The 25,282-nt window shown below is 54.6% G+C and carries 25 protein-coding genes; 14 read left to right on the top strand and 11 right to left on the bottom strand.

What is annotated here, in order from left to right; genetic code table 11:
* The first annotated feature begins 182 nt into the window (after positions 1-182).
* Both TH30_RS17320 and TH30_RS17315 read left to right on the top strand, forming a co-directional pair.
* Entirely contained in the window at positions 183-1,520 is a 1,338-nt protein-coding gene (locus tag TH30_RS17320; RefSeq protein ID WP_114099339.1) for a YeaH/YhbH family protein, read from the top strand.
* Complete coding sequence (locus TH30_RS17315; RefSeq protein WP_114099338.1) at positions 1,517-3,109, top strand: SpoVR family protein; 1,593 nt, start codon at positions 1,517-1,519, stop codon at positions 3,107-3,109. Before TH30_RS17320 ends, TH30_RS17315 begins: the two co-directional genes overlap by 4 nt.
* An 82-nt stretch (positions 3,110-3,191) precedes the next feature.
* On the opposite strand, the gene TH30_RS17310 is transcribed toward TH30_RS17315, so the two are convergent.
* A complete protein-coding gene (locus TH30_RS17310; RefSeq protein ID WP_114099337.1) occupies positions 3,192-4,028 on the bottom strand; it encodes a transporter substrate-binding domain-containing protein in 837 nt (278 codons plus the stop codon).
* A 90-nt stretch (positions 4,029-4,118) separates the two neighbouring features.
* On the opposite strand from TH30_RS17310, the gene TH30_RS17305 reads away from it, so the two are divergent.
* The 10 genes from TH30_RS17305 (at position 4,119) to TH30_RS17260 (ending at position 14,436) form a co-directional block, all read left to right on the top strand.
* Positions 4,119-5,069, top strand: a complete 951-nt coding sequence (locus TH30_RS17305) for an amino acid ABC transporter permease (protein WP_258548775.1) — start codon at positions 4,119-4,121, stop codon at positions 5,067-5,069.
* A gap of 409 nt (positions 5,070-5,478) precedes the next feature.
* On the top strand, positions 5,479-7,011 hold the full coding sequence (locus tag TH30_RS17300) for a multicopper oxidase family protein (RefSeq protein WP_114099335.1): 1,533 nt from the start codon (positions 5,479-5,481) through the stop codon (positions 7,009-7,011).
* A 2-nt stretch (positions 7,012-7,013) separates the two neighbouring features.
* A complete protein-coding gene (locus TH30_RS17295) occupies positions 7,014-7,352 on the top strand; it encodes a c-type cytochrome (protein ID WP_258548773.1) in 339 nt (112 codons plus the stop codon).
* Positions 7,352-8,047, top strand: a complete 696-nt coding sequence (locus TH30_RS17290) for a phytochelatin synthase family protein (protein ID WP_114099333.1) — start codon at positions 7,352-7,354, stop codon at positions 8,045-8,047. Before TH30_RS17295 ends, TH30_RS17290 begins: the two co-directional genes overlap by 1 nt.
* Entirely contained in the window at positions 8,044-8,502 is a 459-nt protein-coding gene (locus tag TH30_RS17285) for a hypothetical protein (protein WP_114099332.1), read from the top strand. The genes TH30_RS17290 and TH30_RS17285 overlap by 4 nt, the downstream gene beginning before the upstream one ends.
* Positions 8,502-10,106 carry a GMC family oxidoreductase gene (locus TH30_RS17280; protein ID WP_114099331.1) on the top strand — a complete coding sequence of 535 codons (1,605 nt, stop codon included), beginning with the start codon at positions 8,502-8,504 and terminating at the stop codon, positions 10,104-10,106. The genes TH30_RS17285 and TH30_RS17280 overlap by 1 nt, the downstream gene beginning before the upstream one ends.
* A complete protein-coding gene (locus TH30_RS17275; RefSeq protein WP_114099330.1) occupies positions 10,103-11,527 on the top strand; it encodes a hypothetical protein in 1,425 nt (474 codons plus the stop codon). Before TH30_RS17280 ends, TH30_RS17275 begins: the two co-directional genes overlap by 4 nt.
* Positions 11,528-11,677: 150 nt before the next feature.
* A complete protein-coding gene (locus TH30_RS17270; protein WP_114099371.1) occupies positions 11,678-12,757 on the top strand; it encodes a zinc ABC transporter substrate-binding protein in 1,080 nt (359 codons plus the stop codon).
* Positions 12,717-13,412, top strand: coding sequence for a DUF1007 family protein (locus tag TH30_RS17265; RefSeq protein WP_114099329.1), 696 nt, complete (start codon positions 12,717-12,719; stop codon positions 13,410-13,412). Before TH30_RS17270 ends, TH30_RS17265 begins: the two co-directional genes overlap by 41 nt.
* Positions 13,360-14,436 (top strand): nickel/cobalt transporter, encoded by a 1,077-nt coding sequence (locus TH30_RS17260; protein ID WP_258548772.1) that lies wholly within the window; start codon positions 13,360-13,362, stop codon positions 14,434-14,436. The genes TH30_RS17265 and TH30_RS17260 overlap by 53 nt, the downstream gene beginning before the upstream one ends.
* Before the next feature lie 59 nt (positions 14,437-14,495).
* Here TH30_RS17260 and TH30_RS17255 read toward each other — a convergent pair whose 3' ends face one another.
* The 4 genes from TH30_RS17255 to TH30_RS17240 form a co-directional block, all read right to left on the bottom strand.
* Positions 14,496-14,930 carry a DUF7282 domain-containing protein gene (locus tag TH30_RS17255; protein WP_114099328.1) on the bottom strand — a complete coding sequence of 145 codons (435 nt, stop codon included), beginning with the start codon at positions 14,928-14,930 and terminating at the stop codon, positions 14,496-14,498.
* A 118-nt stretch (positions 14,931-15,048) separates the two neighbouring features.
* The gene (locus TH30_RS17250) at positions 15,049-15,777 is read right to left on the bottom strand and encodes an anti-sigma factor (RefSeq protein ID WP_114099327.1); all 729 of its coding nucleotides are present in this window, start codon (positions 15,775-15,777) and stop codon (positions 15,049-15,051) included.
* Positions 15,774-16,316, bottom strand: coding sequence for a sigma-70 family RNA polymerase sigma factor (locus TH30_RS17245; protein WP_114099369.1), 543 nt, complete (start codon positions 16,314-16,316; stop codon positions 15,774-15,776). Before TH30_RS17245 ends, TH30_RS17250 begins: the two co-directional genes overlap by 4 nt.
* A 136-nt stretch (positions 16,317-16,452) precedes the next feature.
* Entirely contained in the window at positions 16,453-17,322 is an 870-nt protein-coding gene (locus TH30_RS17240) for a LysR family transcriptional regulator (protein ID WP_114099326.1), read from the bottom strand.
* Positions 17,323-17,510: 188 nt separating this feature from the next.
* Between TH30_RS17240 and TH30_RS17235 the strand changes: the two genes are divergently transcribed.
* Entirely contained in the window at positions 17,511-17,789 is a 279-nt protein-coding gene (locus tag TH30_RS17235; protein WP_220150334.1) for a DUF1127 domain-containing protein, read from the top strand.
* 168 nt (positions 17,790-17,957) lie between these two features.
* On the opposite strand, the gene TH30_RS17230 is transcribed toward TH30_RS17235, so the two are convergent.
* Entirely contained in the window at positions 17,958-18,827 is an 870-nt protein-coding gene (locus TH30_RS17230) for a LysR family transcriptional regulator (RefSeq protein ID WP_114099325.1), read from the bottom strand.
* Between the two features lie 147 nt (positions 18,828-18,974).
* Here TH30_RS17230 and TH30_RS17225 point away from each other — a divergent pair, with 147 nt between their 5' ends.
* A complete protein-coding gene (locus TH30_RS17225; protein ID WP_114099324.1) occupies positions 18,975-19,235 on the top strand; it encodes a DUF1127 domain-containing protein in 261 nt (86 codons plus the stop codon).
* 71 nt (positions 19,236-19,306) lie between these two features.
* On the opposite strand, the gene TH30_RS17220 is transcribed toward TH30_RS17225, so the two are convergent.
* From TH30_RS17220 to zwf, 5 genes are all read right to left on the bottom strand, one after another.
* Positions 19,307-19,948: a bifunctional 4-hydroxy-2-oxoglutarate aldolase/2-dehydro-3-deoxy-phosphogluconate aldolase gene (locus tag TH30_RS17220; protein ID WP_114099323.1), complete on the bottom strand. Its 642-nt coding sequence runs from the start codon at positions 19,946-19,948 to the stop codon at positions 19,307-19,309.
* 23 nt (positions 19,949-19,971) lie between these two features.
* Positions 19,972-20,910: a glucokinase gene (gene glk, locus TH30_RS17215; protein WP_114099322.1), complete on the bottom strand. Its 939-nt coding sequence runs from the start codon at positions 20,908-20,910 to the stop codon at positions 19,972-19,974.
* Positions 20,910-22,742 carry a phosphogluconate dehydratase gene (gene edd, locus TH30_RS17210; RefSeq protein ID WP_114099321.1) on the bottom strand — a complete coding sequence of 611 codons (1,833 nt, stop codon included), beginning with the start codon at positions 22,740-22,742 and terminating at the stop codon, positions 20,910-20,912. Before edd ends, glk begins: the two co-directional genes overlap by 1 nt.
* Positions 22,743-22,747: 5 nt before the next feature.
* Positions 22,748-23,467, bottom strand: coding sequence for a 6-phosphogluconolactonase (gene pgl / locus TH30_RS17205; protein WP_114099320.1), 720 nt, complete (start codon positions 23,465-23,467; stop codon positions 22,748-22,750).
* A 70-nt stretch (positions 23,468-23,537) separates the two neighbouring features.
* Entirely contained in the window at positions 23,538-25,025 is a 1,488-nt protein-coding gene (zwf, locus tag TH30_RS17200) for a glucose-6-phosphate dehydrogenase (protein ID WP_114099319.1), read from the bottom strand.
* Positions 25,026-25,282 lie beyond the last annotated feature (257 nt).

The following is a 25,282-nucleotide window of genomic DNA, read 5'->3' as shown; positions in this document are numbered from 1 at the left end:
CTTTCCGACCCTGCCGGGCGGTTTCTCCCTTGTCCGCCCGGTCTTTATCCCGTCACAGGATGGGCAAAAACCGGCCCACCCTGTGACGCCCAAGGCCCGGACGACCTGCATCTTGCACCATAAAACCCGTTGCAGGGATGCGCCCCGGTCCATGGACGAGATCGCCAAGGATGTGACTGCCCATGCTTTATATCGTTGACCGCCGCAAGAACCCGACAGGCAAAAGTCTTGGCAACCGACAGCGTTTCATGCGCCGGGCCAAGGCTCAGATCAAAAAAGCTGTCGAAAACACCATCCGGTCGCGTGGCATTACCGATATTACCAGCGGCGATCAGGTCACCATTCCCGGCAAAACCCTTAAGGAACCCGGTTTCCACCATGCCAGACGTGGCGGCAATCGTAACTATGTCCTGCCCGGTAACAAGAAATTCGTTCAGGGCGATCGCATTGCGCGCCCGCAAGGCGGGGATTCCGGGGCTGGCGGATCGCAGGCAAGCCCGGATGGCGATGGCGAGGATGATTTCCAGTTCACACTTACCCGTGACGAGTTCCTTGATATCTTTTTCGAAGACCTCGAACTGCCGGACCTTTTGAAAAAGAGCCTGAAACAGACCACCGCATTTCGCAATGCGCGCGCGGGCTTTTCGGTCGAAGGAACCCCGGCCAATCTCAGCCTTGTGCGCACCATGCGCAATTCACTTGCCCGGCGGATTGGCCTGAGACGCCCCAAAACTGCCGAAGTCCGCGAACTGGAAGAAAAGATTTCCGCCCTTCAGGACAAGGCCGAAAAACGCCCGTCAGGCAAACTGACCAAGGCTGATGAAGATACATTGCATGGATTGCTGGCCGATCTGGAAGAAGCCAAACGCCGCATGAAGGCAATCCCGTTCATTGATCCCATCGACACCCGCTATAATCAGTTTCAGCAAATCCCCGATCCCAACACGCAGGCCGTGATGTTCTGTTTGATGGATGTTTCGGGTTCGATGTCCGAACAGATGAAGGAACTGGCAAAGCGGTTCTTCATGCTGCTGCATCTGTTCCTGCATCGCCGCTATGAACATGTCGAAGTGGTGTTCATTCGCCATACATCGCGCGCGTCCGAGGTGGACGAGGAAACGTTCTTCTATTCGCGCGAAACCGGCGGCACCATCGTTTCCACCGCGCTGGAAGAAATGAAAAAGGTCCTTAAGGATCGCTATCCGACCGATCAATGGAACATCTATGCCGCACAGGCATCCGATGGTGACAACTATTCCAATGACGGGGTGAAATGCACCACCCTGCTGGCCGAAGACCTTCTGCCGAAATGCCAGTATTACGCCTATATCGAAATCACCGACGAACGCGAGGCCGAGATTTTCGCCGCCGCCGAAGGCGAAACCGCGCTTTGGAAGGCCTATGCCCCGCTTGCCAGTCACAATCCGCGCTTTGCACTTAAGCGCGTGACCAAGGCATCCGACATCTTCCCGGTATTTCGGGAACTCTTTGCCAAAAACCGCACGGAGGCCCGGGTATGAGCACCAAAGCCAAAACCGACGACACCCCGGCACCAGATACCAGCAAACTTTTATTCACCAGTGCTGACTGGGATTTTGAAACGCTGAAATCGACCTATGACGCGATCGAGGAAATCGCGCTGAATGAACTCAAACTGGATGTCTATCCCAATCAGGTCGAAGTCATCACATCCGAACAGATGTTGGATGCCTATTCATCGATTGGCATGCCGCTGATGTATCACCACTGGTCATTTGGCAAACGGTTCGTGCGCGATGATGTCATGTATCGCAAGGGTTATCAGGGACTGGCCTATGAGATCGTGATCAATTCCAATCCCTGCATTTCCTACGTGATGGAAGAAAACACCATCGTCATGCAGGCTTTGGTCATCGCCCATGCCGCGTTCGGGCATAACCACTTCTTCAAGAACAACTATCTGTTCAAACAATGGACCGATGCTGAAGGCATTCTGGATTACCTGCAATTTGCCAAGAGCTATATCGCCAAATGCGAGGACCGTTATGGCTTTGATGCGGTCGAGCGGGTTCTTGATGCAGCCCACGCCCTGATGGAACAGGGTGTGAACCGCTATTCGCACCCGGAAAAACCCAATCTTGCGGTCGAGCTTGAACGCGAACGCGAACGGGCGAAATACGAAGACGAGACCTATAACGATCTGTGGCGCACCCTGCCCCAGCCTGATCAGGGCGATCAGGATATGGACGAGCTCAAACGCAAAATGCGGATCGAGGAACGGCGTGCGCAGTTCGGCCTGCCGGAAGAAAACCTTTTATATTTCCTCGAAAAGAACGCGCCGTCCCTGCATGCGTGGGAACGTGAAATCATCCGCATCGTGCGCAATATCGGCCAGTATTTCTATCCGCAGAAACAGACCAAGATGATGAATGAAGGCTGCGCGTGCTACGTACATTACGCGATCATGAACAGCCTGTATGACAAGGGCCTGATTTCCGAGGGTGCTATGATGGAATTCATCGACTATCATTCCCGCGTGGTGTTTCAGGCCGATTTTGACGATCCGCGCTATTCGGGTTTCAACCCCTATGCGCTGGGCTTTGCCATGATGCAGGATATCCACCGCATCTGCATTGACCCGACCGAGGAAGATCGTAAATGGTTCCCCGATATTGCGGGCAATAATGAACCTGTGGAAACGCTCAAGGAAGCCTGGGCGCATTACCGCGATGAAAGCTTCATCTTGCAATTCCTGTCGCCCAAGCTGATGCGTGACATGCGGATGTTCATGATCGACGATCAGAACACCACGCCGCATCTGGAAGTCGCCGCCATTCATGATGACAATGGCTATCGCAAGGTCCGCCGGTCGCTTGCCAGAATGCATGACATTTCTGTGCGCGAACCCGACATGCAGGTTGTCGATGTTGATATTCGCGGCAACCGCCAACTTTATATCCAGCACACCGAGCATGACGGCATCCGTCTTGAAAAATCCGACGCCCAGATGACGCTTGGCTATATCGGGCAGCTTTGGGGATATGGTGTTACCCTTCAGGCGGTCGATTACGAAACCGGCGAAATCCTTCATGAGATGAGTTACACGCCAGAAGATCTGGCCGGTAACTGATATTCGTCTTTCACACAGCTCAACCGAAAAGAGCCGCCCTTGGGCGGCTCTTGGTCATTGAAAACGGCGTCTCTGGATGTGATCACTTCACGGTGGTCAAATCCACACCAAACCATTTCTCCGAAAGCACCTTAAGCGTTCCATCGGTCCGCATGGCATCAACAATCTCGGTAATTTTTGCGGAAAATTCCGGGTCGCCCTTGTCCACTGCAACTGCCAGCGGTTCATAAACAAGCGGTTCGCCCACCATACGGAACGGCATGTTGTTTTCAATCGCCGCCGTTGCGGTCGGAATGTTCGAAAGAACCGCATCGACACGCACCCCATCGCCAAGACGCAAATCGTCAAAGGCCATGCCATCAGACTCATAGGTCTGAATACGACCCGGCGTGACTTCATATTCGAACGGTGGCACACCTTCGACATCCATCACCAGCTTGTGGTTCAGATAGTCTTCATAGGAACAGGCTGCACAAGCGCCAACAACCTTGCCGTCAAGATCCGATGCTTTCTGGTAGGTGGCATTGTCCTTGTGCGCGACGAGGATGGCCGGGGTGTAATAATAGACCGCCGGGAAATCGAGAACTTCGGCGCGGGCCTTGGTCGGGGTCATAGAACCAACTGCAATATCCCAACGACCGGCCCAGTTACCGGCAACCTGTGCTTCCCATGACGGCGTGACAGGTTTGAATTCCGCGCCAAGCCGTTTGGCAATTTCGCGGGCAACTTCAACATCAAAACCGGTCAGCTGGTTATTTTCATCGGTAAAGGCGACTGGCGGGTAACCGTCTGCCGTTGCACCGATCAGTGTTTTGGTTTCCATAACCCGGTCAAGCGTTTCACCGGCATGCGCAGGTACAAGCGGTGCCACAACCATCGCCATTCCTGCCAGAAGCATCTTTGTTGCGTTAAAGTTCATTTCACTTGGCTCACTTTTTGTGTAGTTCTGTCGATCTTGTATACAATTCAATGAAATTTGTCAGCGCCGATGAATATGCCCGTGCCCGAAATGCAACCGACCCCGCCGATGCCCCATAAACCGGGCTGGCCGCTTGGCCTGTTTTCGGGAATATGTGCCACAATCCTTCTTTCAGCGCGCCCCGGCCTGTGGTTCGGCTTCGACAGCTACGGGGCAGATATCGCACTTGCCATCGTGGGCGGCATCATTCTGTGGACGCATTTCAGGCTTTTGCACCGCCTTAACTTCAAGCTGCAAACAACCATCATCTGGGCAGAGCTGCTGGTACTTTTCGCCACCTTCTTTCAAAGCTTCGATCTCAGCTTTGAATTCATCGGGTCGCGCATTCCCTATTTGCTTGGCTTGCAACTTCAGGGGGATTTCATTCAGGGCGCGGTCCTGACCCTGTTCATTTCCCTAATTTCAATTTTCTGCGCCACCCTGCTTGCGCTGTTTGCAGCGCTTGGCAGATTGTCAAAAAGTGGTGTATTTTTTGGTCTTTCGACCTTCTACACCTCGTTCTTTCGCGGAACGCCGCTGTTGCTTCAGGTCATGCTGATCTATCTTGGCCTGCCACAGATCGGGATTGTCCTGTCGGCTGTGCCTGCAGGCATCATTGCGCTGTCGTTATGTTATGGCGCCTATATGGCCGAAATTTTCCGCGCCGGCATCGAAAGTGTCCCCGAAGGTCAGACAGAAGCAGCCCTGTCACTGGGCTTGAAGCCCTGGCAGGTGATGCGTCTGGTTGTTTTGCCACAGGCCTTGCGCCTTGTGATCCCGCCCACCGGCAACCAGTTCATTTCGATGCTGAAAGATTCCTCGCTGGTCTCTATCATGGGTGTTTGGGAGCTGATGTATCTTGCTCGCACCCACGGACGATCCGAATTCAAATATATGGAAATGCTGATTTCGGCAGCCATAATCTATTGGGCTATGTCGGGAATATTTGAGTATATCCAAAGCCGGATCGAGAAAAAACTGGGCAAGGGTGTGCGCATCTAACCCGCTGTTTGATCCGTGATGGTCATCCGGAAATCCGCATCAACTACAGTCGCGGATTTTTCGTTACGCATGCGGAATTCATCTATTGCGGTCAGACGATTATTCCTAATTGGATCAAACTACCGTCTCGCGGGTCGCCTGTTCGCTCTGAAATGGTAGACGAGATATAAACTTAACAAACAAACCCCAACCATTGATTGATAGATTGACCAAAATGGCTAAAATGTTTTTGGTTCGATTTTAAGAATAATTGTTCTAAATCAGCCCGCTGTGACAGCTGCCACAGCGCACAATAGCGAAGGTTTATATCTTCGTACAAGAACCAGCCCTCAAACGCAGGGCCAAGAATAATTCGGGCATGAAGCAAACCGGTTCCCGAATACAGCCGGCTTGTTGAGGGAGACAATAAATGGTCACGCGTCGCGGACTCTTGAAGGGGTCGGCCGCAGCAACCCTTGCTGCTGGCATTGGACCTTTGCCATGGCTGGTATCGCCATCCAGCGCCATGGAAACAGTTACAAGCAAATCACCAGTCGGCATTTCGGATGATCTGGCAAATCCGATGGAAATTCATTCGGTTAATGGCCGCCTGAAAGCCGATTTTTATATGGAGGCAACCGATTACACGTTGCCCAGCGGCCCGACCAAACTTCGCATATTCAATGCATCCCTGCCCGGTCCTACCTTGCGTCTTAAACCGGGCGATACTTTGGAGCTGGCATTTGAAAACCGCATGCCGCCCAACAAGGATGCCCGCAAACCGGTCGTAACCAATGTGCCCAACCGGTTCAACACAACCAATGTCCATTATCACGGTTTCCATGTCAGTCCGCGCGGGAACAGTGACAATGTCTATCTTCAGATTGAACCGGGTCAGAGCTTCAACTATGTCGTTCAGCTACCGGTCGATCATCCTGCCGGTAACTACTGGTATCATCCTCACCGCCATGGATCGGTTTCAGCCCAGATCGCATCGGGTGCAGCGGGCATGGCCATCATCACCGGAACCCTTGATGATGTGCCCGAAATTGCCGATGCCATTGAACGTGTTTTGGTGCTTCAGGCGCCAATCGCCGGAATTGACGGATTGCTTGAAAGCGAAAAGCCGATCTGGCCGCTTGATGCCGAACGTGATTTTCTGGTCAATGGTCAATACCGTCCGAAAATCTATATCCGCGAAGGTGAAGTTCAGCATTGGCGCATCCTTAATGCCGGGGATGCCCAGTTCATACCTTTGCGAGCGGACGGACTAGAAATGCATCTGGTCGGCCTTGATGGCAATCCATTGCCAATGGCCCAACAGACCGATGAATTCACTCTTGCACCGGGCAACCGCGCCAACCTTTTGATCAAGGCACCCAAAACGGGTACCTATGCCCTTAAACGCCCAGCCTTCATGCAGGGTAAGGCAAGCCTGCCTGAAGAACATCTTGCCGATATCATTGTTGTTGCCGCAGACGATCCGCGCATCGCACCGGGCATCAAATTCGGCAAGGAGATTCCAACCGGCGAACTGCCCAAAAATGAAATCCTGACGGATATCAATGCCGATGAAGTCACCGTGAAGCGGAAATTCGTTCTGGGTGTCAAGGATGTCTCGGGCTTCTTTGATAACACCGAATTTACCATCAATGGTCGGGGATTTGATCCGCGCCGTGACGATGTGGTGGCAAAACTGGGCGCGGTCGAAGAATGGACTTTGATCAATACAACGCCCTTCCCCCACCCGCTGCACATTCACGTCAATCCGTTTCAGGTCATCGACATCAACGGCGAACCCGATACCCGCAAACCGTGGATGGATACGATTGCCGTGCCTGCGGCAGGCACCGTTACCTTCCGCACCCGGTTTGTCGATTTCACCGGGCGCTATGTCATGCATTGCCACATCCTGCCCCATGAAGACACCGGCATGATGATCAACGTCAATATCGAGGTATGATGATGCGATCCCTTATTCACCGCACCAAAGGTGCAGCAGCCATCATGATCGCATGCTCGGTCCTTGGCATCACATCGGCCAAAGCCGATGACAGCAAGAAAGCCGAAATGCCGGTGGCAGCGTCACAATGCCTGTCGTGCCATGGCACCAATGGCAACCCGGCACTCAAGGATGTTCCGATCCTTCTCGGCCAGCAGCCGCTTTATCTCGAAAACGCCATTCGCGCCTATCAGGAAGGCCGCCGCACCGGTGGTCAGGCGCTGGTTATGCATGAAATCGTAAAAGATCTGAGCGATGCCGATGTAAAGGCCATCGCAACCTGGTTCGGAGGGACTCAATAATGAAACGCGTTATTCTGCCTGCCCTTGCGGGCCTCATGATGATCACCCCGCTGGCATTTGCCAATGCAGACGAACTGATCTATCTGACCGATGCCAAGGGCACCGAGATTTTCAAGGATGCCGAACTCACTGGTCCTTATTTCGAACTGGCAAGCTATCTTGAAAGCGAACATATCCTGACTTTCTGTGGCCCGGCGAGTATTGCTGCCACCATGAACAGTCTGGGTGTTAAGCGTCCGCAGCCCTATCGCCTTTATCCGTGGGGCTTCTTTACGCAGGAAACGGTTTTCACCCCTGAAAACCAGAAGGTCAAATCCTATGCCATGGTCGAACATGACGGCCTGATCCTGAGCCAGATTGCCACTTTCTTCGAAAATCTTGGCGTGAAGGCCAAATACCACCACGCCAATAATTTCGACGAGGCGTGGCTGCGCGATACCATCAAGGCAACGCTTGCCGATCCGAACAAGCGTCTGGTTGCCAACTATTCACGCAAACCGATCGGCCAGGTCGGTGACGGTCATGTATCGCCGATTGCCGCCTATGACGAAGACACCGACCGTGCACTGGTACTGGATGTCGCCAAGTATAAATATCCGCCCGTCTGGATGACGATTGCTGATCTGCGCACCGCCATGGCAACGATTGACGATGGTTCCAACAAGGCCCGTGGTCTGGTCGTGGTAAGCAAATGAACATTTCGCGCCGCGCCCTGCTGGGATCGATTTCGCTGCTGCCTCTTGCGCCGGTTGCCGCCCGCGCGCAAGGGTTCGGTGGCAATGCAGCCTTTTATGACATCGTCCGTCAGATCGGCGGGATTGCCGATATCTCCGACCATCTGATGGACGCTGCCAATACCGAGTTTGTCGCAACTTACGGTGAACTTGCGCAGCGTAACTTTGTCTATGCCCTGCGCACCGGTTCGGTTTCTGATCGCATCAAACAGGCAAGTCCTGCAATTCAGGAACAGGCCGCCTTCATCGCTCGCCTGCTTTATACCGGCGAAGTCATGCGCGATGGTGCCTATAAGGCGGTTTATTATCCGTGGTGTCTTGGATGGAAGTCCCTGACATTTGCCACCGCACCGGGAACGTGCGGCGGACCGGCCTTTGGTCACTGGGCCCATCATCCGGTTGCGGGGGACATGTGATGGAAGCAACTGTCGTCATTATCGGATCGGGCATGGCAGGATCGCATCTGGCCTTTAGCCTTGTGCAGAAAGGCATTGATGTCATCATGCTTGAGGCTGGGCCTAAACGCAGCCGGGCCGAAAACCTCAAGACCTTCTATGAAAACCCGGTCAAGGGGCCGCAATCACCTTATCCGTCGCAGCCTTATGCGCCACACCCCGAAGACGGGAAATATAACGATTTCTACGTTCAGGGCGGACCCGATCAGTTCATCGGGGCCTATTTGCGCCTGTTTGGCGGGACGACCTGGCACTGGACCGGCTTTGCCGACCGCCTGCGCCCGCATGACTTCAAAATGAAATCGACCTATGGCGTGTCACGTGACTGGCCGATTGATTACGATCTTCTGGTTCCCTATTACGTCGAGGCTGAAAAACGCTGGGGTGTTGCGGGCGATCCGGATTATCCATGGGGTGCTCCGCGCGATGGTGCCCCCTATCAGATGCAGCCGATCCCGATGAGCTATATGGATCAACAGGTCACAAAGGCGCTCGATAAGCTCGGCCTGCATTCTGCACCGTTTTCTCATGCCCGCAATTCCGAGATTTATGACAATCGCCCGGTATGCTGTGGCAACAATACCTGTGTGCCGATCTGCCCGATTGGCGCAAAATATGATGCATCTGTTCATGCCCAGAAGGCCGAGGACCTTGGCGTACGCGTCGAGACAGAAGCCCTTGTGACCTTTATCGAGGTTGGCGCGAACAAGAAAATCACCCGCGTAAAAGTCCGCAAACCGGACGGTTCCGAATTTTGGGTCAGTGGTAAGTATTTTGCTGTCTGCTGCCACGCAATTGAAAACCCGCGTCTTCTTTTGAATTCGGCACAGGAAACAGCCCCCAACGGGGTTGCCAACAGTTCCGATGCGGTTGGCCGCAATCTTTTGACACAGGCCAATCAGGACAGTTGGGGCATTCTTGATGAACCGATTTTCCCCTATCGCGGCCCGCAACAGACAGGTGGTCTGGTGGAACTGCGCGACGGAGCATTCCGGTCGGACTATGCCGCGGTTGGCACCAGCTTCATGAATGATGGCTGGTCGGGTAATTCCGATGCGACCAATCTGGCCAAGGATCTGATCAAGAAAGGCATGTTTGGTCAGGAACTGGCCAAAACCATTAATGACCAGATATCGCGTCATTTGCGTCTTAACAGCTCGGCCGAGGTGCTGGCCAACTGGAACAACCGGGTTGAACTGGCCGATGAAAAGGACAGTTCGGGTATTCCGCGCCCCAAAGTCACTTTCACGTTGGATGACTATACCAAAAAGGGTCTGGCAAACGCGCTTGAGGTCAACCGCAAGATTTTTGCGGCCCTTGGCGTGAATGACATGCAAACCGATACGCCGTATCTGTCGAACGCGATTATTGGCGGCACCACGATCATGGGAAGCGATCCGAAGACCTCGGTCGTATCGCCCGATCTGGCGACCTATGATCACGACAATCTCTATATCATCGGGGCAAGTACCCATGTCACAACCCCGGTCAATGCTCCGTCCTTGACCATCGCGGCACTGGCAATCCGTGCTGCCGATCATATGGCCGACGCATTGACCAAATGACTTCACCACTCAAGCAACTGGTACTGATTGAAACGGCACTTCTGGGCCTTTTCATTCTTCTGGGTAACGGGCTTCGGTCCGTTGCCACCATGACGGTTTCTGTTTCTCAGGGCGAATTTGCCAGCTTCCTGAACATATCGGTCGAACGCACCGACATCCTGATCGAGGTTCTGATTGGCGGGGCGGTCATGGCCCTTGCCATTGCCCCGTTTGTGATCAGCAGCAAGACCGCACGTCGCGTTTGCATTGCGACAGCTTCGCTGGCAAGTGCCTGCTATGCCGCCGTCGGTTTGACCATGCATTGGGACCCGGCACTTTCGGTCCGCGAGATCATTATTCTTGCAAGCTTCTGTCTGGGCGGCTTTGCCATTTCGTTTTTCGCCCCGCTGGCACAGCTTGCCATCAGTCAGGCGAAAACCGACCGGGAAAAGTCCCTGCTGACAACAATCTGGACTGCGGCCCAGCCGATTGCCTTCTTGATCGCCCCACAGCTTGTCAAATATGTCGCCTTTGATGTGGGAACCGGAAACTATTTCCTGATCCTTGCGGTATTACCCATGCTGTTCCTTGTCATCATGCCCGTCGTGATGAAGGCGGCAGATCATCATGCGCCAGACGAAACCACGCCAAAGCCCAAGACAAACTGGAAACCGGTTATCCTGTTTCTGCTTGTAGTGATTTCGTTCGAAGCCTGGACAACAGCCAACAGCTTTGCCGGTGTCGAGAGCATGCTGGGTCTTGGCCTCATGGCTGTATTCCTTGCCTTTGCCATCTGTCTTTATCTCGGCGCACGTTCATGGATCCCGCGCGATGCCAATCTGCCCTCGGATGCAATTTTCCTGCTGGCGGTTTTGTTCATTCTCGAAATCCCGACCACCGGCGTCTATGACACCGCTTATCTTGTCCGGCATCTGTGCACGTCATCACTGATTGATGACCGCGCCACACTCGGTGCTGCAAGTCAGGTATTGATGGTTTTTGGGGCCGGGGCCTTGATTGCACGCAATCCGCATTGGCGGGAACGGCTTTGGCTGATTGCCATTCCCTGTCTGATCATCTCGTCGATTGCGACAATCTTCTATCCTTATCCGGCAACCGATGCGCTTCTGTTTTATTGGACCAAGATGCTTTCGAGCATCGGCATAGGGATTGCCACCACGCTTGTCGTCAGTGCCGTGATTGCATCGGCGAATGGTAACAAGCTGATCACCCTGGCTCCGGCCTTTGTGATCATGTTCGGAACCGAAGTCGGGATCGAACTTCTGGAAATCACCTTCCAGGTTTCAAAGCTTGCCGGACTTGATGTCACCAAAGCCTATCAGATGGTGTTTGTCGTACAGGTCGCTGCCGTGTTGCTGGCAACGGTTCTATTGATCTGGCGGCACTTAGCGCCCATGACCAGACCGGCGGCTGCCGCCTGATACATCTTGGTATTGGTTCATTTCGGTCGATGATTATGGCCGGGCTTGGCGGAAAAAGTCGCCACCCGGTCATTTTCCCCTTGACCAAATGTTATGATATAACATAACAAACATTAACTCATCCCTCCTGCAATGAACCGGATTGAACACATGCCCTCCTTCCCCCTTGCGCTTCGTCGTTTCCTTTTGGCTGCCCCGCTGATTGCGGCCGCCCCGATGGCAATGACCTATATCCCGTCTGCTGCGGCTCATGGCGATGACGCGCCAAAGGTTGTGACATCCATCAAACCGATCCACGCCATCACCAGCGCCATCATGAAAGATATTGGCGAGCCGCTTCTTCTTCTTGATGGTGCATCCTCTCCGCATTCCTATTCCCTGCGCCCAAGCGAGGCCCGAGCACTGAGCGAGGCCGATCTGGTGGTTTATGTTTCCCACAGCCTTGAAGGTTTCCTTGAAAAACCGCTTGAGACTCTTTCAAAGAACGGCCACCAGCTTGAACTGATTGCGACCGAGGGCCTTGCCCTTCGCAAGATGCGTGAAGGCGGCACGTGGGAAAATCATGGTCATGACGATCATGACGATCACGACGAAGATCACGGCCATTACGACGATCATGATCACGATGAACATGCACATGATGAAGGCCACGATCACGATCAGGATCACGATGCGCACGGTGAAGAAGATCACCATCATGAACATGGTGGTATTGATCCGCATATCTGGATGGATCCAGCCAATGGTGCAAGCATTGCAACGGCAATCACAGATGAACTTGCCGAAATCGATCCAGAGCATGCCGATGACTATCGCGCCAATCTGAAAACGTTACTTGCAAGCCTGACGTCACTTGGCAATGATCTACGCCAACAGATCGCCCCGATCCAGAGCAAGCCCTATGTCGTGTTTCATGATGCCTATCAGTATCTCGAAACCGGATTTGGCTTGAATGCGGTCGGGTCGATCACGGTATCGCCTGATCAGAAGCCCGGAGCCAAGCGCCTGCATGAAATCGAAGACAAAATCCGTGACACCGGTGCCGTCTGCATCTTTGCCGAACCGCAATTCCGCCCGGCAGTTGTGCAGGCCGTTGTTTCCGATACCGGTATTCGCAGCGGAACCCTTGACCCGCTTGGCGCGGAAATTGCTGCCGGACCCGATGCCTATCAGGAAATCCTTCGTCAGAATGTCGGCGCCCTTGTCGACTGCCTTGGCAACGCTTCGTAAATCCTGCGCGACAGTGCTGGTTGCCGGCTTCGCTTTGCTGGCAACCAGCGTTTCGGCGTTTGCCCATCCCCATGTCTGGATTGATGCCAGCGCCGAATTCCTGTTCGAGAATGACCAGATCACAGGCATTCGCATTCATTGGGTGTTTGATGATCTGTTCAGCATGACGCTGATGGACGAGTTCGACCAGAACCACGACACGCGGTTCTTTGGCGATGAAAACACCAATCTGCGCGATAATGCCTTTGCCGCACTGGCAGAAGTTTCCTGGCTGACACATCTGCGCCGCAATGAAGAGCTGGTGCCATTTTCCGGCGCATCGGACTTCAAGGCAGATGTTACCGATGACCGGCGTGTCAGCTATGACTTCAAGCTGGATCTTGAAAGCCCGCTTGATCCGAAAAAGGACACAATCAGCCTGTCTGTCTATGACGCTGAATATTATATTGATGTCGCTTTCACACAGGTCGACCCTATCCTGTTTTCCGGGGTCAAGAATCTCTCCTGCCATTTCGAGATGAGCGAAGATGAAAAGAATCGCATCTATTTTGACCTTGTTGCGCCGATCCGCGCCGATCTTGTTTGCGCGGGCAAGGTGGCAGATGGCGGCAATGCTGGCAGCCTTGCTCCTGGTGATTTCGTTCGGGTCGATTAATCCGGCCAATGCGCAGTCGGCCAATCTTCTGGGTCGCGGCAGCAATGATAGCACCAACACAGCTCAAAACCCGTCATCTCCCGCCCAAGATGAAAGCCTGATTTCCCTGCCCGGCTGGCTGTCTGATCTTGTTGGTCAGACAATTGTCATTCAGACCAAACTCAACCGCGAAATCACCGCCACCCTGCGTGATGCCAAATCTGATCGCAGTATCTGGCCGGGACTGATGATCATTGCCCTTTCCTTTGCCTATGGCGTGTTTCATGCCGCGGGCCCCGGTCATGGCAAGATGATTACCACCACCTATTTCCTGTCACGCGATGCCGGATGGAGACAGGGGGTTGCCATGGGCAGTCTTATCGCAGGCGTACAGGCGATAACCGCCATCGTGCTGGTTGGTGGCTTGACCCTGATCCTTAATCTTGGCCCGGCGGCAATCACCCAAAACGGTCTGGTCCTTGAGGCTGTTTCATATGCCCTGATTGCGGGTCTTGGCGCGTTGATGTGCCTGCGCATTCTGCAGGGACGGGATGATTGCTGTGATCACGGCGGACACACCCACCATGACCATCATCACCACACGCATGACCATGGTCATGACCACAATCACGCGCATGATCTCGCACATGAACATCAGCACGATCATCAAGACACCGGGCACCATCATGCCCACAGCACCGCTGCACCAGCTCAAACGCGCTGGCAGATGATTGCAAGCGGGATCGTTGTTGGCCTGCGCCCCTGCACGGGCTCTATACTTGTGCTGCTCTTTACGATGGCAAACGGGATGTTTCTGATCGGCATCGGGTCGGCCTTCGCCATGGCCCTTGGCGTTGCCCTTACCATCAGCCTGATCGGACTTGCCGCCATTGGCATCCGGACCGGAACCCGGCATCTGTTTCATCTTTCTGACGGGGCAGCGGGGATCATCCGGCGCGCAGTCGGCTTTGGCGGGGCTTTGATGATCACATTGTTCGGGGTGATGCTGTTGCTGGCATCAGCAAGGCAACTGGGCTGGATTTAAACGATAACAGCCCGCACGGTTGACACCATGCGGGCTGCTGGCATTCCTGAACGGATGCGTTACCGGGCGCTGACAACCTTCATCACCAGTTTGCCGTCCGGCTTGATCGGACCATCTTCCTTCGCACCGAGGGTATATTCAAACACACCGGTTTGCATGCCACCGGCCTCGGAATGCACCATCAGCATCAGCATCTCGCCGGATTTGACCGGCTCCTGCAGAATGGCCGCGACGTCCATATTCTCGCCCTTCTTGATCGGGGCATACCCCACAACCGGTCCCGGCTTCATGTCGCTATCGGTGCGGTGAACAACCAGCCAGCCATTTTCACCAGCCATGATTTTTGACGCGGTGACGGTGCCGCCCGACATGTCCTGATCCATGGCATCGACCATCGGCCCCATCGCAAATGCTGCCGAACTTCCGGCAAAAACAACCCCGGCACCAAGCAGCATGGCACCAGCAAAACCCGTCGCCTTACGTTTGAACGTCATGTGAAGTCTCCTTTGCTTTTGAATGTGAACACGCCTTTTGCGGTTCGCTCGTCTGGTGCGTTGATCGCACACACAGAAGCTACGCAGACAATTCAATCGGGTTTCAAAAAGGTGATTTTTAATGCGCGACCGGGATCAGATGTCCGTGAATGGCCGGTCCGGTCGGAAGTCCGGTCGGCGATCCTCCGGCCGGTTCAAGACTGATCCCGAAGGTCGCCTTGCGCAGCATCGCCGGGTCGAACTGACCAAGTTGCTTGGTGGTCGGGTTTGCAACATTTTCCAGAAGTCCAAGCGATTGTGGCTGTGGCCCGGTTTCATCGGTAACGATCCACAGCTGATAGGTTTTGCCCTCGGGAACGGTTGCCTCGACCGGACGAATGGTGACCTCGCGGGTATCAAGATCGACACTCATGACAAAGGCCGGCTGGGTGTCATCACGATGGAACACGGCGACAAACTTGCCATCGGCAACGGGCAACACCGGATCGGATGTGAACACCGTTATCAGAAGCCCGGCTGCTATCGCAGCAGAACCCAAAGCACCGAGACGCCAGATCGCAAGTTTGCGTTTAAGAGCCGCGAAATCGGCAATCCCCGGCACAGTTCGGGCAATCTCAATCCCCTCTGCATCAATCCGGCTTCGAATATTCGCAAACAAATTTGCCGAGGGTGCGACAGCTTCGTAATGGGTGTTAAGTGGTGACAACCGGCTTTCCCAAGCAATAATTGCCGCCTCAAGATCAGGTTCATTGCCCCGGCGCGCATTCACGGCATCGCGTTGCCGGGCGTCAAGCGTCCCGAGCACATATTCCGCCGCCAGCATGTCCTTGTCTTCGTGATCGGTCATGATCCGAGGCATTCCTTTAATTGTCGCAAGCTGCGATGCAGCCAGGTCTTGATCGTTCCCACTGGCTGGGCAAACCGTTCAGCAAGTTCGGCACGTGACCAGCCTTCAAGATAAGCCAGTTTGACCATTTGCTGACGATCATCTTCCAAGCCGCCCAGACAATGTTCAAGTCGGCGGACTTCACCGGCCCGCGCGACTTCTTCAAAAACGGTATCTGTCGAGGCAAGTGTATCAACATCCACTTCGTCAATGTCGGCTTCCGGACGCTGGCGCCTGACAATATCAATTGCCCGATTGCGGGCAATCGTCGCCATCCATGTGATCACCGATGCCCGTCCCGATTCAAAGTCGCCCGCCTTCTGCCAGATGCGGACATAAATATCCTGAAGAGCATCCTCGCTTTGGGCGCGGTTTCTCAAGATACGCAGAACGATGCCAAAAAGTTTCGCGGAGGTCGCATGATAAAGCTGCTCGAAAGCATCCCTGTCGCCATTGAACGACAGCTTAAGGAGGTTTTCCAGATCCCGGGTTGTCGTCATAACCACCCCCTGCAACATGCGATAGACCGGATCTCAACGCATGATCAAAGACAAACCGGGACAAAATCCCGGAACTGCATTCTCTTACGCTGATTTGCAGGAACCTGATCAATTCAGGCGGGAACAAACCCGATCTTCAGGATTTAAAATCTGCCGGGATGTTTTCGGTTGCCCTGATGAGAGCATCCATCACCATACGAACGCCGGGCGATCTGCGCATATCGGGATGTACCACAAGCCAGACCGGCTTGCTGACTTCACCCAGTTTGTCGTCAAAGATCATCTCAAGGCGATCATCAGAATCGGCCATATAGCGCGGCAACAATCCAAGGCCGTGCCCCGCAGCCACAAAGGCAAGGACTGTTTGCGTATCATCGGCCTTTACGCGCATGGGAAGCTTGGCATCAATCGTTTCCCAGACCCAGCCTTGCTGATAATCGCCAAAGGTATTGCGCCCGTCACTGCAAAATTCCCAATCCTTGCGGGCGACCCGGCTCGTATAGCCCTTGGCAGCGTAAATGGCAAAACGCAGATTTGTCAGCTTGCGCGCGATCAGGCCACTTTGGTCGGGCGTTGCCATGCGGACCGCCACATCGGCCTCACGCCGGGCCAGATTGGCAATCACGCTGGATCCCAGAATTTCATATTCGAGATTTTTCTGATCGCGCAGCAATTCGGCCAGGCGCGGCGCAAACAATAGCCTTCCAGCCGCTGGCGGCACCGCAATCCGGACCACACCATGTGCGGTTTCATCCCCGCGTGCCTGACGTTCAAAGGCCAGAACATCTTCCTCGATGCGGCCAGCCACGGGGACAAGGTTTTCCCCGGCATCGGTCAATTGCCAGCCGGTAGCCAAACGGTCGAAAAGACGGGCACCAAGATCGGCTTCAAGGGCCTCGATCCGTCGGGCGACGGTTGTGTGATCCTTCCCCAGACGGCGTGCTGCCCCGGAAAGGGTACCAGCCTGCGCAACAGCGACAAAAAACCGCAAGTCGTTCCAGTTCATTTATCACCCCTTACAAGCAGTCAATCGAACAATCTCACGCATGACCGCCCTTCCCTATCGCCCGGAGAGCATCAGAACAACTGCGCAAATTTGCACAACTATAGCGCATTTTATCGGAGTTCCATCGCGTTTTTGCGCATGCCATTGTCACTTCATCAAAACAGCCCACACGATCAAGGAGCGTCAGAATGGCTATTTCAAACCAGATCGATTGCAATCCCGTCGTTGGTTGCGTTTCGACAAAATCCGTGCCCGAGATGACGGCGCAATGCCACACATCCCCGTCCTCGCGCCCCAACACCACCAAGGGTATTGGCGCTATCATCCGGAGCATTCTTGATGCCGTCATATCATCCTACAAACGCCATCAGAGCCGGGCGGACCTGAACCGTCTGAGCGACGATCAACTGCGCGATATCGGTTTGGAACGCGAACATGATGGCCATATCATCCAGTCGCGTTTCTAAGCAGATCAAAGCGGCCAAAGGTCCGATCTCTTGCAATCCTCTGGCAATCGACACGCTTTGATAACCGTCATCATGCCGATAGGGGTATCGACATGATGACATGTGCCTCCCTCAGGCATGAAAAGGCTCCCGTTCTGCGGGGGCCTTTTACCTGTTTGATCCGGATGACTAGACCTGAAATTCTTCGGATATTTCGTCAGCGGCCTTGATCAGCGCATCCATCACAAGCCGCACCCCCGGCGATCTGCGCATATCAGGATGAACCACCATCCAGCCGGTTTCACGGCTTTTACCGTCAATATCGGCGTGGATCAGTTCAAGTTGTTCGTCCCTGTCGCCAAGATATCTGGGCAAAACACCAACACCGTGGCCCGCAGCAATAAACTGGCGAACTGTTTCGGTATCATCTGCGCGAAACCGGCATGGTAATTCCCGTCCCAGAACATGGCGTACCCATTCCTTTTTCGAGGCACCATAAGCGGTATCCTCATAGCCACAAAATTCCCAGTCACGGCTGGGAACCCGGTCGCGATACCCCACCGCGCCATAAAGCCCGACACCAAGTTCCACCAGTTTTCGGGTGATCAATCCCGGTTCGCGCGGGGTGACCATGCGTACGGCAATATCGGCTTCGCGCCGGGCAAGGTTAACGATATTGGCCGCCCCGATGATTTCAAATTCCAGACCCTTATGCGCTGTTAGCAGCCGGGCAAGACGCGGGGCAAACAACACACGCCCTGCAACCGGCGGCACCGATATGCGCACCACCCCGTGGGCAGCTTCATCGCCTTTGGCCTGTCGTTCAAAGGCAAGAGCCTCTTCCTCGACCCGCTCGGCAACCGGGACAAGGTTCTGTCCCGCTGTTGTCAGTTGCCAGCCGCGCGGCAGCCGGTCAAACAGTTTGGTTCCAACATCAAGCTCAAGGGCCTCGATCCGGCGGGCAACGGTCGTATGTTCCTTGCGCAACCGGCGTGCCGCCCCGGAAAGACTGCCCTCGTCGGCAAGAACAAGGAAATAGCGCAGATCATTCCAGTTCATCTTTGCACCTTATCTGTCATCGGCTTTTAAGTTCTGGTTATTTTTGCACATTAAATCTGCAAAACAACCGAATTCCTGTTTTATTTTGCATATGACAGGATCGAACCATCAAAGACGCAACTCAACCAGAAATATCAGGAGGCCATCATGGCTCATCAGATTTCTGCACATTCTGCCCGGTTCGATATTGCAACAGACCCCATTGCCAAACGGATGCCGTTCGGCGCGCTGTTCAACCGGATTGTCAAATATTCAGTTGAAGCCCGCAAACGCAAGAACCAGCGCGAAGTTCTCAGCACCCTGAGCGATGCACAGCTTCTTGATGTCGGTCTGGAACGCAAATTTGATGGTGAACGCTGGTATGTTGACCGGATTTCAAAAGAGCTCCCCGCCCGCAAAATCCGCTAACCGCCTCGCGGCCACCAGCAAAAAAGGGACCCGAACGGGTCCCTTTTTTATTTGCATGAGGATTTGTTATCTTACCCGCGCAGGGCATTGACCCGGTCGGTTGCTTCCTGTGCCAGTCGGGTGATGGTTGCCCAGTCACCGGCCTTGACCGCATCCTTGGGCGCGACCCACGAACCGCCCACCGTAATGATGTTTGGCAGGGCAAGATAATCGGCCAGATTGGACAGCGACACACCACCGGTCGGGCAGAATTTAACCTGTGGCAGCGGACCTGAAATCGCCTTGAGCATCGAAACACCGCCCTGCTGTTCTGCCGGGAAGAACTTCAATGTGTCATAGCCATGATCCATCAGGTTCATGATTTCGGACGGCGTCCCGGCACCGGGAAGCAACGGACATCCGGTATCCGCAGCAGCCTTGAGCAAGCTTTCCGTATGGCCCGGCGAAACAGCAAAGGCACAACCGATTTCGGCCATGCGTTCCATCTGTTTGGCATTGACCACAGTTCCGGCACCGGTGATGGCATCGGGGACTTCGGCGATGATGCGTTTGATGCTTTCCTCGGCTGCGTCGGAACGCAAGGTGATTTCAAGCACCGGCAGACCACCGGCAACCAGTGCCTTGGCGAGCGGCACGGCATCGTTAACATCTTCGATCACCAGAACCGGCACCACCGGGGCTTTGGACAGAATTTCACGCGATGAAAGGCTCATAAACTATTCCTCCAGTTTCCCGGTCAGGCCGTCAAAATCTTGGCGCAACCGAGCAGGGCCGGGTATTTCGCCGTCATCAGGCGCACCGGCACATCATTCATCAAATCATGGAAACGGCCCTTGGCGATCATGCGCTCTTTCAGGCCGCTTTGTTTCATATAGTCGGCAATGCGCGGGCCGATGCCGCCACCGATAAAGACCCCGTCAAAGGCACCAAGCGTCAGGACTAGATCCCCTGCAACCCCGCCCATGAACAGGCAGAACCGTTCCAGTACCTTAAGGCAAAGCGGGTCACCATCCTTAAGCGCACCATCGACAACCTCGGCTGCGGTTTTGGGGACCACCGTAACACCATCAATCGCCGCCAATGCACGATACAGGTTTTCAATCCCCATGCCCGACAGGATACGTTCGGCCGACACACGGCCCAGTTCCCGGGTCAGGAATTTGACGATCTCATAATCAAGATCGTCAACCGCAGGCAGGGACACATGTCCGCCTTCGCCCTGAATTGGCAACCAGTGCCCTTCATGGGGCAGCAATCCCGACACACCAAGCCCGGTTCCGGCCCCGATCACTGCCAATGGCAATCCCGGGCGTCCGGGGCCATCAAACAGCGTGATCAGGTCTTCGTCGCCCAGATACGGTACCGACATGGCAAGACCGGTGAAATCATTGACCACAACAAGGCGGTCCAGATTGAATTCGGCCTTGAGTGCCTCTTTGGAAAACACCCACGGGTTATTGGTGAACTTGATCGTGTCGGCCATGGCAGGGCATGCCACCGCGACAGCAAATTCACGCAAATCCGAACAGTCGGTCTTGACCATAAAGTCCCGCATGGCATCGCCGATGGTCGCATATTCGCGCACCGGCAATGTCATCGGTGTATGGGGATTGCCGGCCTCGTCCAGCCAGGCAAAGCGGGCATTGGTCCCGCCGATATCACCAACCAGCATCATTACGCGACTTCAGCCTCCCCCGGGAAGGCGGCACTGGCACCCAATTCTGCCAGACCAACATGTTCGCGGAACACACCGAACATTTCACGGCCAAAGCCGTCCTGATGTTCGGCCTTGTTGTCAAAGGTCGCGAAATCACGCTTTGCCAATTCGGCCTCGGTCACGTTCAAAAGCAACTCGCCGGTTTCAGCATCCAGACGAATGATGTCGCCGTCTTTCACCTTGGCAATCGGGCCATTCATCATGGCTTCGGGCGTCACATGAATGGCAGCCGGAACCTTGCCCGATGCACCAGACATACGGCCATCGGTAACCAGAGCCACCTTGTAGCCAAGATCCTGAAGCACGCCCAGCGGCGGGGTCAGTTTATGCAGTTCAGGCATACCATTGGCTTTCGGTCCCTGGAAACGCACAACACAAACCACGTCACGATGCAGTTTGCCTTCCTTGAAGGCATCCATCATGGCTTCCTGGGATGTGAACACCGCTGCCGGAGCCTCGATCACGCGGTTTTCCGGCTTAACAGCAGATACCTTGATCACGGAACGGCCAAGATTGCCCGAAAGCATACGCAGACCGCCATCGGCACTGAATGCCTTTTCGGTCGGACGCAGGATTTCTTCATCATGGCTGTTTGCCGGGGCATCTCGCCATACAAGCTTGCCATTATCAAGATACGGCTCGGTCCCGTATGCGGCCATGCCACCGTTATGGATGGTTTCGAGATCCGGATGCAGGATGCCGTTTTTCAGAAGATCGGAAATCACAAAGCCCATGCCACCCGCAGCGTGGAAATGGTTCACATCGGCCTGACCGTTCGGATAAACACGGCACAGAAGCGGCACAATACGTGACAGTTCGTCAAAATCGTCCCAGCGCAGTTCGATACCGGCCGCCCGCGCCATGGCGGGCAGATGCAGGGTATGGTTGGTCGAACCACCGGTCGCAAGCAGACCGACGATGCCGTTCACAAAGGCCTTTTCGTCAAGAATCTTGCCAATCGGGCGGTAATCGTTGCCAAGCTTGGTGATCTGAAGGGCGCGACGTGCGGCCTCTTCGGTAAGCGCATCACGCAGTTCGGTATTCGGATTGACAAATGCCGCACCGGGAAGATGCAAGCCCATGACTTCCATCAGCATCTGGTTGGAGTTTGCCGTACCATAGAAAGTACAGGTGCCCGGGCTGTGATAGGATGCGGTTTCGGCCTCCAACAGTTCCTTGCGACCAACCTTGCCCTGAGCATAAAGCTGACGAATGCGGGCCTTTTCATTGTTGGGCAAACCCGACGGCATCGGACCGGCCGGGACAAAAACCGCCGGAATATGGCCATAGGAAAGCGCACCCATAACAAGACCCGGAACGATCTTGTCGCAAACACCAAGATACAGCGCACCGTCAAAGACGTCATGAGACAGGGAAACCGCCGTCGACATCGCGATCACGTCGCGCGAGAACAGGCTAAGTTCCATGCCCGGACGGCCCTGTGTCACGCCGTCACACATGGCAGGAACGCCACCGGCAACCTGTGCGGTTGCGCCAGCTTCAAACACGGCCTTTTTGATCAGGTCCGGATAGACACCAAGCGGCTGATGGGCCGAAAGCATGTCATTATAGGACGTCACGATCCCAAGATTGGCACCCTCGTCCCCATTGATGCGGGCCTTTTCAGCTGCACCACAGCCTGCCGAGGCATGGGCAAGGTTACCACAAGACAGCGAAGAGCGATGCGGGCGATCAGAAGCTGCTGCTTCGATCTTGGCAAGATAGGCTTCGCGGGTTGGTTTGGAACGCTCGACAATGCGTTTTGTAATCTGTTCTATTTCACGTTTCATGGGGCTCAGCCTTTCGGGTTCTCGGCGCTCCACCACAGATCGACGGGGACGTCAGTCTGCTGCAAAATTGCGCGAACTGGCATCTCTTCGATATCTGTGCCGTTTTTCGCGGTTTCAAAGGTCGACCATTTGGACTGTCCGGTAATATGGATACCAATATACCGGGCGTTAAGGATGGCGGGTAAAGTCATGCTGATGCGCGGGACCGGGGATACGGTCGGGCGTGCCGCAGCGACCACCTCGCCATGTTCGGGATAAAGCCCCTTGCGCAGGGCTTCGGGCGTTGAGGACGGGAAAAGTGATGCGGTATGACCGTCGTCCCCCATCCCCAAAAAGACAATATCAAGCGGCCAGTGCATTTCGGTGCGCAGACGGGCGCTAACCGTTGCAATTGCGTCTTCGGGGTTGCTGTCGGATGTTTTCAGCGACACAAAGCGCGCATTCTGGGCTTCGTTGATAAACAGGTTATCGCGCACCAGCTTCTCATTGGACTGGTCATCGTCAAGCCCCACCCAGCGATCATCGCCAAGGGTGACGGTTACCTTTGACCAGTCAAGGCGCGCGGTTGAAAGGGTCTGGAAAAGCGGCTTGGGGAACCGGCCACCGGCAACAGCAATGCTGGCATGGCCACGGGTGGCAATGGCAAATTCCAGCCGCTCGATGGTTTCCTTGACCATTGCCGCAAGCATGTCATCGCCGCTTTTGAAAATGCGTTCGTTAATCATGTTCTCTTCCCGAATTGGGGTCATGGGGAATATGTGGCACCCCGGCATCAAAGCCGGGGCAACATCATTCCTAGAACCCGGCTTCTTCGTTCCAGGTCCGTCCATCACGTTCAATCAGCGCAATGGCTGCTGACGGGCCCCACGTTCCAGAAGTGTAGCCTTTGGGCGTAACATGGTTGTTCTGCCAGGCTTCCTGAATGGCATCGACCCACTGCCAGGCGATGTCCTGTTCGTCACGACGCACAAACAGCGTGTTGTTGCCATCAATCGCATCAAGCAACAGACGCTCATAGGCATCCGGGCTTCGGCCACCAAAGGCCTCGGCGAATGACAGGTTAAGCGCCGTCGGGCGCAAACGCACAAGCCCCGGCCCCGGGTTCTTGTTATTCAGAACCAGATGGATACCGTCATCAGGCTGCAGGCGCAGAACCAGCTTGTTGGCCTGATAGTTGGTCATGGATTTTGCCAGCGGGAAAATCTGGTGGGGCACGTCGCGGAACTGGATCACGATTTCCGAATGACGTTTCGGAAGACGTTTCCCCGTACGCAGATAGAACGGAACCCCGGCCCAGCGCCAGTTATTGAGCTCTGCCCGGATTGCGACAAAGGTTTCGGTGGTGCTATCGACATTGGCACCTTCTTCTTCAAGGTAGCCCGGCACTTCCTTGCCACCGACAGCGCCCTTGCGATACTGACCGCGCACGGTTGCGGTATCGATATTGGCATCCGTGATCGGTTGCAGGGCCTTAAGAACCTTGACCTTTTCATCGCGCACCGCGTCCTGATCAAGGACATAGGGCGGCTCCATCGCAACAAGGCACAGCAACTGCAACATATGGTTCTGGACCATGTCGCGCATCGCACCGGCATCGTCATAATAGGACCAGCGCCCTTCGACACCGACTTCCTCGCCCACTGTGATCTGAACGTGATCGATATGTGCACTGTTCCAGAGCGGTTCGAACATCGCATTGGCAAAGCGCAGAATCATCAGGTTCTGCACCGTTTCCTTGCCAAGATAATGATCGATACGGAAAATCTGGTTCTCGTCAAAGACATCACCGATCTGGCCGTTGATTTCACGGCAGCTTTCAAGATCGTGGCCCAGCGGCTTTTCAAGCACGACACGGGAATTCGGTGTGACCAGACCAACCTTTTTCAGGTTAAAGGCCATATCGGCAAACAACGCCGGGCTGGTCGAGAAATAATAGACACGGTCACGATCAGGCTGATCGGACAGTTTATCATACAGAAGCTTGAAGCCAGCCTCGTCATCGGCAGAGACCTGCACATAGCCGATGCGGCTTGCGAATTTGGTCCAGATTTTGGCGTCAAACTCGCCCTTGGGGATGAATTTTTTCCCGGCTTCTTCCAGTTTGGAGCGGAATTCCTCGTCGCTATGTTCGCTGCGCGAAGCGCCAAAGATGCGGGTTTCATCATCGAAACGCCCGGTACGTTCCATTTCATAGAGTGCGGGGAACAGTTTCCGTAACGCCAAATCTCCGGTCCCACCGAAAATCACGATATCAGCGATACGATGCTTAAGCCTTTGTCTCATTCTGCCCTTAGCCTTCCAACGTTTCCTTCCCGTCGCCAAGGTGGGACCCCGGATCAGATGATCCTGGCAGGCTACCGGGACACGGCATTTGCCGTGATAACAACATCGGGTTTTCCCGATGCGGCTTGTGCTTTCGCCCTTCTGCACAGATATGGACAGGCCATAAATGATGCAAAGCGGGCATATTCGGGATGGTAAACATGATGCATTTCTGCGTCTGAAACATTTCCGGCGGGCAAGCACCCATGGCAATGTTT

The sequence above is a fragment of the Thalassospira profundimaris genome, assembly GCF_003326795.1.
Taxonomy (GTDB): domain Bacteria; phylum Pseudomonadota; class Alphaproteobacteria; order Rhodospirillales; family Thalassospiraceae; genus Thalassospira; species Thalassospira profundimaris_C.
This window is presented reverse-complemented; position numbering and strand designations above follow the sequence as displayed.

What these genes read in the sequence shown, in the direction of transcription:
- TH30_RS17320 (WP_114099339.1), top strand. Translation starts at nt 183, where the DNA reads ATGCTTTATATCGTTGACCGCCGCAAGAACCCGACAGGCAAAAGTCTT.
- TH30_RS17315 (WP_114099338.1), top strand. Translation starts at nt 1,517, where the DNA reads ATGAGCACCAAAGCCAAAACCGACGACACCCCGGCACCAGATACCAGC.
- TH30_RS17310 (WP_114099337.1), bottom strand. Translation starts at nt 4,028, where the DNA reads ATGAACTTTAACGCAACAAAGATGCTTCTGGCAGGAATGGCGATGGTT.
- TH30_RS17305 (WP_258548775.1), top strand. Translation starts at nt 4,119, where the DNA reads ATGCAACCGACCCCGCCGATGCCCCATAAACCGGGCTGGCCGCTTGGC.
- TH30_RS17300 (WP_114099335.1), top strand. Translation starts at nt 5,479, where the DNA reads ATGGTCACGCGTCGCGGACTCTTGAAGGGGTCGGCCGCAGCAACCCTT.
- TH30_RS17295 (WP_258548773.1), top strand. Translation starts at nt 7,014, where the DNA reads ATGCGATCCCTTATTCACCGCACCAAAGGTGCAGCAGCCATCATGATC.
- TH30_RS17290 (WP_114099333.1), top strand. Translation starts at nt 7,352, where the DNA reads ATGAAACGCGTTATTCTGCCTGCCCTTGCGGGCCTCATGATGATCACC.
- TH30_RS17285 (WP_114099332.1), top strand. Translation starts at nt 8,044, where the DNA reads ATGAACATTTCGCGCCGCGCCCTGCTGGGATCGATTTCGCTGCTGCCT.
- TH30_RS17280 (WP_114099331.1), top strand. Translation starts at nt 8,502, where the DNA reads ATGGAAGCAACTGTCGTCATTATCGGATCGGGCATGGCAGGATCGCAT.
- TH30_RS17275 (WP_114099330.1), top strand. Translation starts at nt 10,103, where the DNA reads ATGACTTCACCACTCAAGCAACTGGTACTGATTGAAACGGCACTTCTG.
- TH30_RS17270 (WP_114099371.1), top strand. Translation starts at nt 11,678, where the DNA reads ATGCCCTCCTTCCCCCTTGCGCTTCGTCGTTTCCTTTTGGCTGCCCCG.
- TH30_RS17265 (WP_114099329.1), top strand. Translation starts at nt 12,717, where the DNA reads ATGTCGGCGCCCTTGTCGACTGCCTTGGCAACGCTTCGTAAATCCTGC.
- TH30_RS17260 (WP_258548772.1), top strand. Translation starts at nt 13,360, where the DNA reads ATGGCGGCAATGCTGGCAGCCTTGCTCCTGGTGATTTCGTTCGGGTCG.
- TH30_RS17255 (WP_114099328.1), bottom strand. Translation starts at nt 14,930, where the DNA reads ATGACGTTCAAACGTAAGGCGACGGGTTTTGCTGGTGCCATGCTGCTT.
- TH30_RS17250 (WP_114099327.1), bottom strand. Translation starts at nt 15,777, where the DNA reads ATGACCGATCACGAAGACAAGGACATGCTGGCGGCGGAATATGTGCTC.
- TH30_RS17245 (WP_114099369.1), bottom strand. Translation starts at nt 16,316, where the DNA reads ATGACGACAACCCGGGATCTGGAAAACCTCCTTAAGCTGTCGTTCAAT.
- TH30_RS17240 (WP_114099326.1), bottom strand. Translation starts at nt 17,322, where the DNA reads ATGAACTGGAACGACTTGCGGTTTTTTGTCGCTGTTGCGCAGGCTGGT.
- TH30_RS17235 (WP_220150334.1), top strand. Translation starts at nt 17,511, where the DNA reads ATGGCTATTTCAAACCAGATCGATTGCAATCCCGTCGTTGGTTGCGTT.
- TH30_RS17230 (WP_114099325.1), bottom strand. Translation starts at nt 18,827, where the DNA reads ATGAACTGGAATGATCTGCGCTATTTCCTTGTTCTTGCCGACGAGGGC.
- TH30_RS17225 (WP_114099324.1), top strand. Translation starts at nt 18,975, where the DNA reads ATGGCTCATCAGATTTCTGCACATTCTGCCCGGTTCGATATTGCAACA.
- TH30_RS17220 (WP_114099323.1), bottom strand. Translation starts at nt 19,948, where the DNA reads ATGAGCCTTTCATCGCGTGAAATTCTGTCCAAAGCCCCGGTGGTGCCG.
- glk (WP_114099322.1), bottom strand. Translation starts at nt 20,910, where the DNA reads ATGATGCTGGTTGGTGATATCGGCGGGACCAATGCCCGCTTTGCCTGG.
- edd (WP_114099321.1), bottom strand. Translation starts at nt 22,742, where the DNA reads ATGAAACGTGAAATAGAACAGATTACAAAACGCATTGTCGAGCGTTCC.
- pgl (WP_114099320.1), bottom strand. Translation starts at nt 23,467, where the DNA reads ATGATTAACGAACGCATTTTCAAAAGCGGCGATGACATGCTTGCGGCA.
- zwf (WP_114099319.1), bottom strand. Translation starts at nt 25,025, where the DNA reads ATGAGACAAAGGCTTAAGCATCGTATCGCTGATATCGTGATTTTCGGT.